Origin of the sequence: Lysobacter sp. FW306-1B-D06B (assembly GCF_038446665.1) — a bacterium.
Taxonomy (GTDB): domain Bacteria; phylum Pseudomonadota; class Gammaproteobacteria; order Xanthomonadales; family Xanthomonadaceae; genus Lysobacter_J.
The window spans coordinates 15,114-27,827 of the sequence record NZ_CP151802.1; the positions used below are offsets into that span (position 1 = coordinate 15,114).

At 66.7% G+C, this 12,714-nt stretch carries 10 protein-coding genes; 5 read left to right on the forward strand and 5 right to left on the reverse strand.

Annotated elements, in window-relative coordinates:
- Positions 1-34 precede the first annotated feature (34 nt).
- Together mpl and AAFF32_RS00085 are read right to left on the reverse strand one after the other, a co-directional pair.
- Positions 35-1,471: a UDP-N-acetylmuramate:L-alanyl-gamma-D-glutamyl-meso-diaminopimelate ligase gene (gene mpl, locus AAFF32_RS00080; RefSeq protein WP_342317186.1), complete on the reverse strand. Its 1,437-nt coding sequence runs from the start codon at positions 1,469-1,471 to the stop codon at positions 35-37.
- Positions 1,472-1,644: 173 nt separating this feature from the next.
- Positions 1,645-2,223: an adenylate kinase gene (locus AAFF32_RS00085; protein ID WP_216966089.1), complete on the reverse strand. Its 579-nt coding sequence runs from the start codon at positions 2,221-2,223 to the stop codon at positions 1,645-1,647.
- A gap of 179 nt (positions 2,224-2,402) precedes the next feature.
- Here AAFF32_RS00085 and AAFF32_RS00090 point away from each other — a divergent pair, with 179 nt between their 5' ends.
- The 3 genes from AAFF32_RS00090 to AAFF32_RS00100 are packed head-to-tail and all read left to right on the forward strand — an operon-like array spanning position 2,403 to position 4,829.
- Positions 2,403-3,659, forward strand: a complete 1,257-nt coding sequence (locus AAFF32_RS00090) for a 6-phosphofructokinase (protein ID WP_342316085.1) — start codon at positions 2,403-2,405, stop codon at positions 3,657-3,659.
- Positions 3,660-3,709: 50 nt separating this feature from the next.
- Complete coding sequence (locus AAFF32_RS00095; RefSeq protein WP_342316086.1) at positions 3,710-4,360, forward strand: hypothetical protein; 651 nt, start codon at positions 3,710-3,712, stop codon at positions 4,358-4,360.
- A gap of 13 nt (positions 4,361-4,373) precedes the next feature.
- Positions 4,374-4,829 carry a DUF2846 domain-containing protein gene (locus tag AAFF32_RS00100; RefSeq protein ID WP_342316087.1) on the forward strand — a complete coding sequence of 152 codons (456 nt, stop codon included), beginning with the start codon at positions 4,374-4,376 and terminating at the stop codon, positions 4,827-4,829.
- Between the two features lie 61 nt (positions 4,830-4,890).
- On the opposite strand, the gene AAFF32_RS00105 is transcribed toward AAFF32_RS00100, so the two are convergent.
- Positions 4,891-5,400, reverse strand: coding sequence for a hypothetical protein (locus AAFF32_RS00105; protein WP_216966081.1), 510 nt, complete (start codon positions 5,398-5,400; stop codon positions 4,891-4,893).
- Positions 5,401-5,602: 202 nt separating this feature from the next.
- On the opposite strand from AAFF32_RS00105, the gene AAFF32_RS00110 reads away from it, so the two are divergent.
- Both AAFF32_RS00110 and ppa read left to right on the forward strand, forming a co-directional pair.
- Positions 5,603-7,633 (forward strand): sodium-translocating pyrophosphatase, encoded by a 2,031-nt coding sequence (locus AAFF32_RS00110; RefSeq protein WP_342316088.1) that lies wholly within the window; start codon positions 5,603-5,605, stop codon positions 7,631-7,633.
- 198 nt (positions 7,634-7,831) lie between these two features.
- Positions 7,832-8,380: an inorganic diphosphatase gene (gene ppa / locus AAFF32_RS00115; protein ID WP_216966077.1), complete on the forward strand. Its 549-nt coding sequence runs from the start codon at positions 7,832-7,834 to the stop codon at positions 8,378-8,380.
- Between the two features lie 134 nt (positions 8,381-8,514).
- On the opposite strand, the gene AAFF32_RS00120 is transcribed toward ppa, so the two are convergent.
- Positions 8,515-9,504, reverse strand: coding sequence for an aspartyl/asparaginyl beta-hydroxylase domain-containing protein (locus tag AAFF32_RS00120; protein ID WP_216966075.1), 990 nt, complete (start codon positions 9,502-9,504; stop codon positions 8,515-8,517).
- Positions 9,505-9,648: 144 nt separating this feature from the next.
- On the reverse strand, positions 9,649-12,477 hold the full coding sequence (locus tag AAFF32_RS00125) for a TonB-dependent receptor (protein ID WP_342316089.1): 2,829 nt from the start codon (positions 12,475-12,477) through the stop codon (positions 9,649-9,651).
- Between the last annotated feature and the right edge of the window lie 237 nt (positions 12,478-12,714).

A 12,714-nucleotide genomic window follows, 5' to 3' on the forward strand; every position in this document is an offset into this window, starting at 1 on the left:
ATCGGGTGCCGGTGGCGCGAAGGCGCGCCGCGCCTCAGGACTCGCGCAGCACCGCGAGGAAACGCCGCGGTGCACCGTCGAAACCGCCGTTGGACATGAACACCACGTGGTCGCCGTCACGCACGCGTTCACGCAGCGCGGCGATGAGCGCGTCGGCGTCCGGCACGGCCACGCCCTCGCCCCGCAGCGCGCCGACCACCTTGCCGGCGTCCCATGCGAGTTCCGGCCGATGCAGGAACACCACGGTATCGGCGAGGTCGAGCGACGGCGCCAGCGCATCGGAATGCGCACCCAGGCGCATCGAGTTGCTGCGCGGTTCCATCGCTACCACGATCCGCGCACCGCCGACCTTCGCACGCAGGCCCGCGAGCGTGGTCGCGATGGCCGTCGGGTGGTGGGCGAAGTCGTCATAGATCGTCACGCCCTGCGCCTGGCCGATCACTTCCAGCCGGCGCTTCACGCTGCGGAAGTCCGCCAGCGAAGGCAGCACGCCGGCCACGTCGACGCCCACCGCATTCGCCGTGGCGAGCGCGGCGAGCGCGTTCATCACGTTGTGCCGGCCGAGCAACGGCCAACGCACCTCGCCGACTTCAACGCCGCGGTGCACGACCGCGAAATGGCTGCCGTCCTGCGCGATCAGGCGCGCGGTCCAGTCGAAGGCGGCGCGCGCGGTCGCGCGCTCGTCGGCCCGGTCGCCGTGGCTGCCGCCGGCGGACGTCGCGGGCAGCAGGCTTGCGTCGAGGCCAAAGGTTTCCACCGGCGTCCAGCAACCCATCGCCAGCACCTCGGCCAGGTGCTTGTCCTCGCCGTTGACGATGAGGCGCCCACGACGCGGCACCGTGCGCACGAGGTGGTGGAACTGGCGCTGGATCGCGGACACGTCCGGGAAGATGTCGGCGTGGTCGTATTCCAAATTGTTGAGGATGGCGACCAGCGGACGGTAATGGACGAACTTGCTGCGCTTGTCGAAGAACGCCGTGTCGTATTCGTCGGCCTCCACCACGAACTCCCGCCCCGCGCCGATGCGCGCGGAAACGCCGAAATCCTCGGCGACGCCGCCGATCAGGAAGCCCGGCTCGCGCCCGGCCGCCTGCAGCAGGTAGGTGAGGATGGTGGTCGTGGTGGTCTTGCCGTGCGTGCCGGCGACGGCCAGCGTGTCGCGTCCGGGCAGCAGGTTCTCGCTGAGCCACTGCGCGCCGGAGGTGTAACGGCGACCGTCGTCGAGCACCTGCTCCACCGCCGAATTGCCGCGCGAGAGCGCGTTGCCGACGACGATCTGTTCGCAGTCGGCGGAGATGTTCTCGGGCGTGTACCCCTGGCGCAGCGCGATGCCGAGGTTTTCCAGCTGCGTCGACATCGGCGGATAGACCGCCTGGTCGCTGCCTTCGACGTCATGACCAAGTTCGCGCGCGAGCGCGGCGACGCCGCCCATGAAGGTGCCGGCGATGCCCAGGATATGAATCTTCAAGATTGCGACTTCCTCAACGCTCGCTTTATTGAACGTCAGCAGTGACCGGATGCTGCATCAGATGGGTGTTTGCGGCCGTCCATGGCGAAGCGCGATCGGCTTCGGGTCGCCCGGCCCGGCCATCCATGGCCGGTCGTTCGGCAGGCCACGCGGCAGTGCCGCGTGAGCGGCCTGCCTCACCCGACTTCTTTAGCCGGCGACAACGCCTCGACGATGCGGTTGAACACATCGTCCAGCGAGCCCACGCCGTTCACCACGGTCAGCTGGCCGTGCTGGCGATAGAAGTCGATCACCGGCGCGGTCTGGTCGTTGTAGACCGTCAGGCGCGTGCGCACCGATTCCGGGCTGTCGTCCGCGCGGCCTTCGGCCTTGGCGCGGCCGGCGATGCGCTCGACCAGCATCTCGGTCGGCACTTCCAGCTGCACGGCGTAGTCCATCGGCTGGCCGATGCGGCCCAGCAGCTTGTCCAGCGCAGCGGCCTGGGCCAGGTTGCGCGGGTAGCCATCGAGGATGAAACCGCCCTGGGTATCGGGACGCGAGAGGCGGTCCTCCAGCATGCCCAGCAGGATCTCGTCGCTGACGAGGTTGCCCGAGGCCATGATCTCCTTCGCCTCAAGACCCAGCTTGCTGCCCGCCGCCACTTCGGCGCGCAGCAGGTCGCCGGTGGAGATGTGGGGGACCTGCAGATGCTCCTTGAGGCGCGTGGCCTGCGTGCCCTTGCCGGAGCCGGGCGCGCCCAGAAGTACCAATCGCATCAACATCACTCCTAGAACGGGAAAATTCTTCGGCCTCAGGGGGGCCGACGACGTTGGCATGGCCCCGTCGCCCGCCCGCGAGGCGGCGCTACACTCGCAGCGTCCGGCCCCGCCGGGCCAATATTGCGGCCACTTTACCGCATCCCGCTCCCTATCCCGATCTCCGACTGGAATTGGACATGGCCTCCGGAACCCTGCTGTATGCGCAGTCGGGCGGCGTCACCGCCGTCATCAACGCCACCGCCTCCGCCGTCATCGAGACCGCCCGCGCCCGCAAGGTGCGCGTGCTGGCCGGCCGAAACGGCATCCTCGGGGTCTTGCGGGAGGAACTGGTCGACACCTCGAAGGAGTCCGCCGCCGCCATCCGCGGCCTCGCCCATACGCCGGGCGGCGCATTCGGTTCGTGCCGGGTGAAGCTGAAGTCGCTCGACCAGGACCGCGTCCGCTACCAGCGACTGCTGGAGGTCTTCCGCGCCCATGACGTGCGCTGGTTCCTCTACAACGGCGGCAATGATTCGGCCGACACGGCGCTGAAGGTGTCGCAGCTTGCGGCGGAGTTCGACTACCCGCTGACCTGCGTCGGCGTGCCCAAGACGGTGGACAACGACCTGGCCGTGACCGACTGCTGCCCGGGCTTCGGCTCGGTGGCCAAGTTCACCGCCGTGTCGATACGCGAGTGCGCGCTCGACGTGGCGGCGATGGCCGACACGTCCACCAAGGTGTTCGTCTACGAGGCGATGGGCCGCCACGCCGGATGGATCGCCGCCGCCGCGGGACTGGCCGGCGAAGGCGAGGACGCCGCGCCGCATCTGATCCTGTTCCCCGAGCGCCCTTACGACGAAGCCGACTTCTTCGCCAAGGTGAAGGCCACCGTCGAACGCGTCGGCTATTGCGTGGTGGTCGCCAGCGAAGGCATCCAGACGCCGGACGGCAAGTTCGTCGCCGACGCAGGTGGCGGCAAGGATTCGTTCGGCCACACGCAGCTGGGCGGTGTCGCCTCGTTCCTGGCCGGCCGCGTGAAGGACGCGCTCGGCTACAAGGTGCACTGGGCCCTGCCCGACTACCTGCAACGCTCCGCGCGGCACCTTGCGTCGAAGACCGATCTCGACCAGGCCCAGGCCGTGGGTCGCAAGGCGGTGGAATTCGCGTTGAAGGGCATGAACTCGGTGATGCCGGTGATCGTGCGCACGTCGGATTCGCCGTATCGCTGGAAGATCGAAGCCGCGCCGCTGTCGAAGATCGCCAACCACGAAAAAATGATGCCGGCGAACTTCATCCGCAAGGACGGCTACGGCATCACGCCGCCCGCGCGCCGTTACCTGGAACCGCTGATCCGCGGCGAAGCGCCGCCGCCCTACGGCCGCGACGGGCTGCCGAAGTACGTGGCGATGAAGAACGTGCTGGTGCCCAAGAAATTGCCGCCCTTGGCGGAGTAACCCCTTTCCACTAGCGTCCGTCGCGCCTCGCGGATCGCAAGGGACAGTGGATGAATTGGAATGGATGGGCGCTGGCGGCCAGCCTGGCCGTCGGGCAGGCGTTCGCGCAATCGGCACCGCAAACAACGAGCGGCGCGATCATCGAACCGCCTGCCGCGCAGTTCGCGAATGCCCCATTGGCGGAGTGCACGTCCCTGTGTGCGGGGCAGGAGGTCGAGCTCGAACTGGCGGAACCTGTCGGCTCGGCCAGCCACAAGAACGGTTATCGCTTCCGGCTGCGCCTGGCCAAGCCCCTTATCCGCGACGGCGTAGTGGTCGTGCCGGCCGGCACACCCGGCATTGGTGAAGTAGTCCACGCGCAAGCCTCTCGTGGCGGTGGCAAACCCGGCGAACTGCTGCTTGCGGCTCGGTTCCTCGAACTCCCCGACGGCCCGCTCACGCTGCGTGCCATGAAGCTTGCGGCGCGCGGTAAGGACAACATGAATGCATCGCTCGCCACGTCGTTTGTGGCCGGGCCCTTCGCACTGTTCGTGCACGGAGGGGAGATCGAGATCCCCGTAGGTACGCGCGCGCTCGCAAAGCTCGCGCAGGACCTTGCGCCCGCGCGCATCCCTTACGCGTCACCTCCGCACACGGACGCCACCGCGCCGGCGCCCGAAGCCCCAAGTCCCCATGACGCCGAGCCCGCGTCCTCACTTTGAAGGAGTAAACCGAATGCGTTCCATGCTGTCCTGCAGCCTTGCCCTGTCTTTGCTCGTCGCACCCGCCTTCGCCATCGCCAAGGATGGTGAAGCCACCACCGCTGTCGTGACCGCACCCGCCGCCAACACGCTCATCACCGCGGCTCCGCAGGACAAGGCGCAAATCGTGTTCTTCCGCGAATCGAAGTTCGTCGGCGGCGCGATCGGCTTCAAGGTGCGCGAAGGCGAGGCCGAACTGGGCAAGCTGCGCAGCGGCAAGTATTTCGTCGCCCACGTCGAACCCGGCAAGCACGAGTACAACGTGCACGGCGAGACCAAGGACGTGCTGACGATGGAAGTCGAGGCCGGCGAAACCTACTACGTGCTCGGTTCGCTCGGCATGGGCATCGTCGCGGGCCGGCCCAACCTGTCGCCGTCGGACGAAGCCACGTTCCTGGCGATGGCGGGCAAGCTCAAGCCGGCCAAGTAAGCGGGCCGGATCACGCGAAGGGGCTGGATGCGGCCCCCCTTCGTCGCCTCCGTGACGGAAATCAGCGGCCGCAGGACGTGCCTTCCACGTCCATCTGCGCGGCATACATCGGCACGGCGTCGAGCTGCCCCGCCTTCGCCTTGTCGGACTGTTCCTTGAGGTAGATGCGCGCCTGCCCCTGGCCGTCGAGCTTGGGCGTCTTGTCCACCGGCTTGCGCCACACATGCACGACGGCCTGCTGCGACGGGCAGGCCGCGTTCGGCACGCGGATCACGTCATTGAGGACCCAGCCGTTCTGCTCCGGCCTGGCTTTCGCCGCGTCGACGAAGCGTGCGCGCGGCTGGCACTGCGGGCTGATGCGCACCACGGCGAAGGTGTACGGCTCGGCGGCCTGGCCGGTGAACATGCCTTCCAGTCGCGCGCAGGCCTCAGGAATTTGTCGCAGCGTGTGCACGGCGTTCTGGGCTTGCGGCGCCACCGGACCACGCGAGATCTCGGGCTTCGCAGCACCGGGACCGGCCGCCAGTGCCGGTGCCGTGAACATCAGGAGAAGGAGGGGCGACATGCGCATGGCAGCGGGACGACCTTTCCGTGACCGGGACCGCAGGCTGGCACGGATGCGCTGAATGCTGCGTCTACGGCGTGCGTCGGGCCCGGCGCCTGTGCGATAGTCGGGCCGTTGCGGCGGCACCCCACGATCCGCGCAGCACCACAACTCGAAAGGTTTACGAAAACTCGAAATTCCTGGTGTCCACTTCTACGGGGAGGGGTTCATGCTGGAGCAGTACGGTTTGGCCTTGGCGCTGGTCTGCGCCGTCATCGCGATCCTTTACGGGATCATCTCCGCGCGCTGGATCAGCGCGCAGCCCGCCGGCAACGAACGAATGCAACAGATCGCCGGCGCGATCCAGGAAGGCGCGCGCGCTTACCTCAATCGCCAGTACACGACCATCGCCATCGCAGGCGTGGTGCTGTTCGTGCTCATCGGCTTCTTCCTGACGTGGGCCTCGGCGATCGGTTTCCTGATCGGCGCGGTGCTGTCCGGCGCCGCCGGCTACATCGGCATGAACGTCTCGGTACGCGCCAACGTGCGCACCGCCGAAGCCGCACGCCGGGGCATTGGCCCGGCGATGGACGTCGCGTTTCGTGGCGGCGCGATCACCGGCATGCTCGTGGTCGGCCTCGGCCTTCTCGGCGTTGCTGGTTACTACGTCGTGCTGCAGCGCTACATGGGCTACGACGTCGAGCACACGCTGCACGCGCTGGTCGGGCTGGCGTTCGGTTCGTCGCTGATCTCCATCTTCGCGCGACTGGGCGGCGGCATCTTCACCAAGGGCGCCGACGTCGGCGCGGATCTGGTCGGCAAGGTCGAAGCCGGCATTCCCGAGGACGACCCGCGCAATCCGGCGGTCATCGCCGACAACGTCGGCGACAACGTCGGCGACTGCGCGGGCATGGCGGCGGACCTGTTCGAAACCTACGCGGTGACCGTCATCGCGACGATGCTGCTCGGCGGCCTGATGGCCAGCGAAGCCGGCCGCAACGCCGTGCTCTACCCGCTGGTGTTGGGCGGCGTGTCGATCATCGCTTCGATCATCGGCGCGTTCTTCGTCAAGGTGAAGGCCGGCGGCTCGATCATGGGCGCGCTGTACAAGGGCGTGATCGTCTCGGCGGTGCTTGCCGCGATCGCGTTCTACCCGATCACCACGCAACTGATGGGCGACAACAGCCACGGTGCGATGAACCTCTACGGCTGCGCGCTGATCGGGCTGGTGCTGACCGGCGCGATCGTGTGGATCACCGAGTACTACACCGGCACGCAGTACAAGCCGGTGCGCCATGTCGCCGCGGCCTCCACCACCGGCCACGGCACCAACATCATCGCGGGCCTGGGCGTGTCGATGAAGTCGACCGCGCTGCCGGTGATCTCGGTGTGCGTGGCGATCTGGCTCGCGTTCTACCTGGGCGGCCTGTACGGCATCGCCATCGCCGCGACGGCGATGCTGTCGATGGCCGGCATGATCGTCGCGCTCGACGCCTACGGCCCGATCACCGACAACGCCGGCGGCATCGCCGAGATGGCGGAGCTTCCGCCGGAAGTGCGCGCGGTCACCGATCCGCTCGACGCCGTGGGCAACACCACCAAGGCGGTGACGAAGGGTTACGCGATCGGTTCGGCGGCGCTGGCGGCACTGGTGCTGTTCGCCGACTACACGCACAACCTGCAGGCGGCCCATCCGGGCGAGGTGTTCACCTTCGATCTGTCGGACCACACGGTGATCATCGGCCTGCTGATCGGCGGCCTGATCCCGTACCTGTTCGGCGCCATGGCGATGGAAGCCGTGGGCCGTGCGGCCGGTGCGGTGGTGGAGGAAGTGCGTCGCCAGTTCCGACAGATCCCGGGAATCATGGAAGGCACCGGCAAGCCGGAGTACGACAAGGCCGTGGACATGCTGACCAAGTCGGCGATCAAGGAAATGATCGTGCCGTCGCTGCTGCCGGTCGCGGTGCCGATCATCGTCGGCCTGCTGCTGGGCCCGAAGGCGCTGGGCGGCCTGCTGATCGGCACGATCGTCACGGGCCTGTTCGTCGCCATCTCGATGACCACCGGCGGCGGCGCCTGGGACAACGCCAAGAAGTACATCGAGGACGGCAACTTCGGCGGCAAGGGTTCCGACGCGCACAAGGCGGCGGTGACCGGGGACACCGTGGGCGACCCGTACAAGGACACCGCGGGCCCGGCGATCAACCCGCTGATCAAGATCATCAACATCGTCGCGCTGCTGATGGTGCCGCTGCTCTAAGGGCTCCCGCGCAGGGTTCACGGGACGGCGGCCTGCGGGCCGCCGTTTTCGTTTTCGGGGCTGAACGGGGCGCGGCGCCCGCCCAGGAGCGGCACTCCGGCTGCTGCGCCGCAGCAGTCATCCACGTAAAATGCCGGCCCGCATTCCCGAAAACCCCGCCCGCCGTCCGGCGCGGCCCCCACGCAGTTGGAGCACCACATGGGTCTGGACCTCGTCCCCACCGGCAAGAACCCGCCGGATGAGATCAACGTCATCATCGAAATCCCCAAGGATGCCGAGCCGGTCAAGTACGAAGTCGACAAGGCTTCGGGCGCGATCTTCGTCGACCGCATCCTGTCCACGCCCATGCGCTACCCGTGCAACTACGGCTACGTCCCGCACACGCTGTGCGGCGATGGCGATCCGGCCGACGTGCTGGTGATCCTGCCGCTGCCGCTGGTGCCGGGCTCGGTCATCCGCTGCGTGCCGGTGGGCGTGCTGAAGATGAGCGATGAGGCCGGCAGCGACGAGAAGCTGATCGCCGTGCCCGTGCCGAAGATCTTCGGCGGCTACGCGCACGTCACCGACATCGCGCAGGTCTCGCAGCACTGGCTCGATCGCATCGGCCACTTCTTCGAGCACTACAAGGACCTGGAGAAGGGCAAGTGGGTGAAGATCGAAGGCTGGGGCAACGCCGCCGAGGCCAAGTCGATCCTCAACGACGCCATCGCCCGCTACAACGCGGAAGAAGACAAGCCGAAGTTCTGATCGGCCTGGCTCCTCGCGAATGAAGAAGGCCGCCTCCGGGCGGCCTTTTTCTTCATGATGCCTGGCTCACACCATGGCACCACCTCTGGCCGTTCCTCGGGATGACGTTGGACTGACGTTCCGGGAGATGTCCCCTACGCGTTATCGCCCATCTCGCGCTGCCGCTGCGCCGTCGCAGGCAACTGCGCATCGCCTGCCGTCACCGCGAACTTGCACACGATCGTCATCAGCGCGTTGAACCAGCGCAGTTCGTTCTTCAGCATCAACGGCTGGCTGGGGCCGCGGATGTCCTCGACGAGGCGCTGCACCGCGGCCGCGTAGCGCGCGTGACCTTCCTCGCGTTCACCGAACTCGAACCACAAGCCCTGCCACGTACGCGCGAAGCGCATCGCGATCTGCCGCACCTGCGGCAGGCTCGGATGCGGCACCGCATCGGCGAACAGCAGGCCCAGATGATCGTTGAGTTCCCATGGGCTCATCACCACCGGCACGTTCACGCGCTCGCAGGGGAACGGTGCGACCTCGCCGGGCTTCGGTGCGATCGGCACGGCCTGCCAGCCCGCCGTAGGCGCGTCATGCGGACGGCCACGGTTGACCATGTCCCAGAAACGCCCGCCGCCGACCGTGTCCACGACCAGGTGGATGCGCGATTCCACCGCATCGTTGAGGACGCGGTGCTGGCGCCAGGTGTCGAAGATCCAGCATTCGCCCGGCGCCATGTTGATCACGGCGCTGTCGCACTCGAAACGCACGGTCGGCTGGGTGACGATCGGAATGTGCACGCGCACGCGCTCGGTCCAGTAATAGCCCTGGTCGGCATGACGCGTGACTTCGGCGTGGCCTGACAGGCGCATCAGCCGGCTGCGGCCCACCGTCGCGCCGAGGCTGGCGAAGACCTGCGTCAGATACGGGCAGCGGAACAGTTCCGGCGTCGGCCGCATGGGGCCGGAAAACGCCTCGTTGGCCGCCTCGCCCTGCGCGGACACCAGCGGCAGCATCGAATTGCCGGCAAAGCCCTGCGGGTGCGGCCGCCACGGCCCCTCGCCCAGTGCGGCGATTTCGGCCGCCAGCGCGGCGGCGTCGAAGTGCACGGGCAACTGGATGAACGGCACCTGCAATTTCATCGGGAGGTCGATCCGGAAACCAGCCGCTATCGTACCGCCCGCGCGGGCCCGCGCCAGACTCCGCAAACCCTCGACGCCGGGCACAAAAAACCACGGCCCCTTTCGGGGCCGTGGCGGTGTTACGTGTTGCGGTACTTCAACCGATCAGAAGCGCTGACGGTACTGGACGTAGTAGAACGCGCCCGGCAGGTCGTACTGCGGATCGAAGTTGTTGTACGGCGAGCTGTACGAGGTCGGCGGTTCCTTGTCGAACACGTTGTTGGCGCCGACCGAGACGGTCGCGTTCCACGGCGTGTTGTAGCGCACCTGGATGTCGTGATAGGTCACGGCGCCCAGGTAGTTGCGCGGGGACGGGCCCTCGGCGGTCACGCGGTCCGGATCCGAGCAGTACGCATCGGCCAGGCCTTCGTCGTTGTCGAGCACGCAGGTCTCATACAGGCCGGACTTGTAGCGCATGCCCCAGGTCGCACCGAAGTCGCCGTAGGTCCAGTCCAGGTACATGTTGGACTTGATGCGCCAGTACGGATCCTGCGGCAGGTACAGGCCCTGACGCTGTTCTTCGACCGAATCCACCGTGGCCTTGGTCGACCAGTTGGAGGTGTACGCGGTGTCCCAGGTGATCGCGAACTTGCCGAACGACGTTTCCGGGAACTTGTAGTTCACGGTCATGTCCCAGCCCTCGACGTTGTACTCGGCGAGGTTCAGCAGCGGCATTTCCAGGTTCGTGATCGTGTTCGGCGCACCCGGGTAAGCCGGATCGCGCGAGTACAGACCGCAGTACACGGCCTGCTCACCCGCCGTACCGGCGTAGCACTTGTCCAGGATGAACTGAGCTTCCGGACGCGAGATCGCGTTCTCGATCTTGATCTCGTACCAGTCCAGCGAGATGTCGAAGCCTTCCAGCCAGCTCGGGTTGTAGACGAAACCCAGGGTCTTGGTGGTGGAGGTTTCCGGCTGCAGGTTGTCGTTCGAGGTCCAGGTGAAGGCCTCGGCGGTCTGACGCTGCGAACGCGTGAACGTCGGGGAGACGCCTTCCGAAGCACAGCGCGCGGCGACCTGCGGGTTACCCAGCTGGCCGGTGCGTGCATCGCACGGATCGTCGTAGCTCTCGAACGAATCCTGGTTGCCCGCGTACAGGTTGTTGATCGTCGGAGCACGGAAGCCCTCGGACCAGTTACCGCGGACCATCAGGTCGTCGATCGGCTTCCAGCGGAAACCGAACTTGCTGTTCAGCGTGTTGCCGAAGTTGCTGAAGTCCGAGTAGCGCGTGGCCAGCGAGAAGTCGAGCAGCTTGGCGCCCGGCAGGTCGGCCAGGACCGGCACCGCGAGCTCGAGGTAGTACTCGTCGAGCTTGTAGCCACCGGCGGTCGGCTTGGAACCGTTGCCCGTGCTCAGGCCGGCGGCGATGAACGCGTCCGGATCGTACTGGCCGCTCTCGGTGCGGTGCTCATAGCCCGCAGCGAAGGCAAGCGCGCCAGCCGGCAGGTCGACGATGTCGCCGCTGATGTTGGCGTAGTAGCTCTTCGAGGTGACGCGGCTGGAGTCGTGCGCGGTGAAGGCGGTGTAGTCGATCGCTTCCTGCGAGATCGAACCGTCGGTGCCGATCGGGTTGACCGGGACGCAGTCGGCCAGCGGAGCTGCCGCGGTGCCGCAACGGATGGTGCCGTTGTCGTTGAAGCTCGGGCCGTAGGCCAGGGCCAGGTTGGAGCGGTTGAACAGACCGTAGGTCAGGTCATTCTCGTCCGAACGGTCGTAGCGGTAGCCCGCATCCCAGTCGAACGTGCGCTCGCCGACTTCGAAGTAGCCTTCGAAACCACCGTAGAAGTGCCAGTTCTTGACGTTCTGATTGAACGAACGGCCACCGGACTCCTGGAAGCGACGGGCAACACCGATCAGGTCACGCGCGCCACCGGTCTGGAAGGCCGGCGTGCCGGCGTAGAAGCCGTTCGGATTGGTCGGGTTGTAGTAGCTGCTGGCCGACAGGCGCATGCCGGTCACCGGCATCGCCGCGAGCAGCTGCTCCGAGATGCGCTCGTTGTAGAGCATCTCGGTCTTGAAGCGCACGTTGTCGGTGATGTCGTAGTTGGCCTGCGTGAACAGCGACGTACGCTCCTGCGGGGTCAGCAGGTAGTTGTCCGGGGCGCTGTTGTAGCCGTGGATGTCCGAGTTGAAGCGCGTCTTGGCGCCCGTGGTCGGATCGATGATGTAGCGGATATTGTCGGTGTCGACGAACGAACCCGGGAAGCCCGTGGTGCTCTGACCGCCGAAGAACGGAGGACCGCCGGCGGAGATCTTGCGATCACCGGCCATGACGGGCTCTTCCTTCACGTACGACACGCCGAGCATCACGTTGCCGCGATCGTTGCCCGTGCCGATGGTGAAGTCATACGCCTGACGCTCGCCGTCGCCCTGCTGGTACTGGCCGATGTACGCACCGGCTTCGGCACCTTCGAAGTTCGAACGGGTGATGATGTTCACCACGCCGGCGATGGCGTCGGAACCGTAGATGGTCGAGGCGCCGTCCTTCAGGACTTCCACGCGCTCGATCATTGCGGCCGGGATGGTGTTCAGGTCGACGCTGCCGCCCAGGCCCTGGGTCCAGCGACGGCCGTTGACCAGCACGAGCGTGCGGCCTTCACCGAGGTTACGCAGGCTGATGCCGGCCGAGCCGTCACCGCCGTTGTTGAAGGTCGAGTTCAGCGCGGCGCCGTTGCTCGAGATGCGCTGCAGCACGTCGGCGACCGAGGTCACGCCCTGCTTCTGGATCTCGGCGCGGCTCAGCGTGAAGATCGGCTGCGAGGTCTCGACGTCGGCGCGCTTGATGCGCGAGCCGGTCACTTCGATGCGGTCCAGGGTGGTCGCACCCTGCTCGCCACCTTCTTGCGCGACGGCGAACGCCGGCGCCAGTGCGATCGCGATGCCTGCCGGCAGCATGCCGACGCGCATCGCGGTGCGCAAATTGCGATGGTTCATCTATCTCTCTCCAGATATCTGTTATGGGCGTGTTAAACGCTCATCAAACTTAAGTTCTGGGGAGCTCCATCGCTTTGCGTGTGCCGTTGAGAGACTTTGCTGAGTCTGCCAGCGAGGACACGGCCTTAACGTTCCGAACCGACGGTGTCTCTTACGCGCGACCGACGCAGGACATCAAGCTGAGACCGCGCTCGCAGAACCTGCGCGCAAAGAGAACGCACAACGAAAACGGCCGGC

Coding starts and splice junctions, on each gene's coding strand:
- AAFF32_RS00085 (WP_216966089.1), bottom strand. CDS start 2,223: ATGCGATTGGTACTTCTGGGCGCGCCCGGCTCCGGCAAGGGCACGCAG.
- AAFF32_RS00110 (WP_342316088.1), top strand. CDS start 5,603: ATGCTGGAGCAGTACGGTTTGGCCTTGGCGCTGGTCTGCGCCGTCATC.
- AAFF32_RS00100 (WP_342316087.1), top strand. CDS start 4,374: ATGCGTTCCATGCTGTCCTGCAGCCTTGCCCTGTCTTTGCTCGTCGCA.
- AAFF32_RS00095 (WP_342316086.1), top strand. CDS start 3,710: ATGAATTGGAATGGATGGGCGCTGGCGGCCAGCCTGGCCGTCGGGCAG.
- AAFF32_RS00105 (WP_216966081.1), bottom strand. CDS start 5,400: ATGCGCATGTCGCCCCTCCTTCTCCTGATGTTCACGGCACCGGCACTG.
- AAFF32_RS00090 (WP_342316085.1), top strand. CDS start 2,403: ATGGCCTCCGGAACCCTGCTGTATGCGCAGTCGGGCGGCGTCACCGCC.
- ppa (WP_216966077.1), top strand. CDS start 7,832: ATGGGTCTGGACCTCGTCCCCACCGGCAAGAACCCGCCGGATGAGATC.
- AAFF32_RS00125 (WP_342316089.1), bottom strand. CDS start 12,477: ATGAACCATCGCAATTTGCGCACCGCGATGCGCGTCGGCATGCTGCCG.
- AAFF32_RS00120 (WP_216966075.1), bottom strand. CDS start 9,504: ATGAAATTGCAGGTGCCGTTCATCCAGTTGCCCGTGCACTTCGACGCC.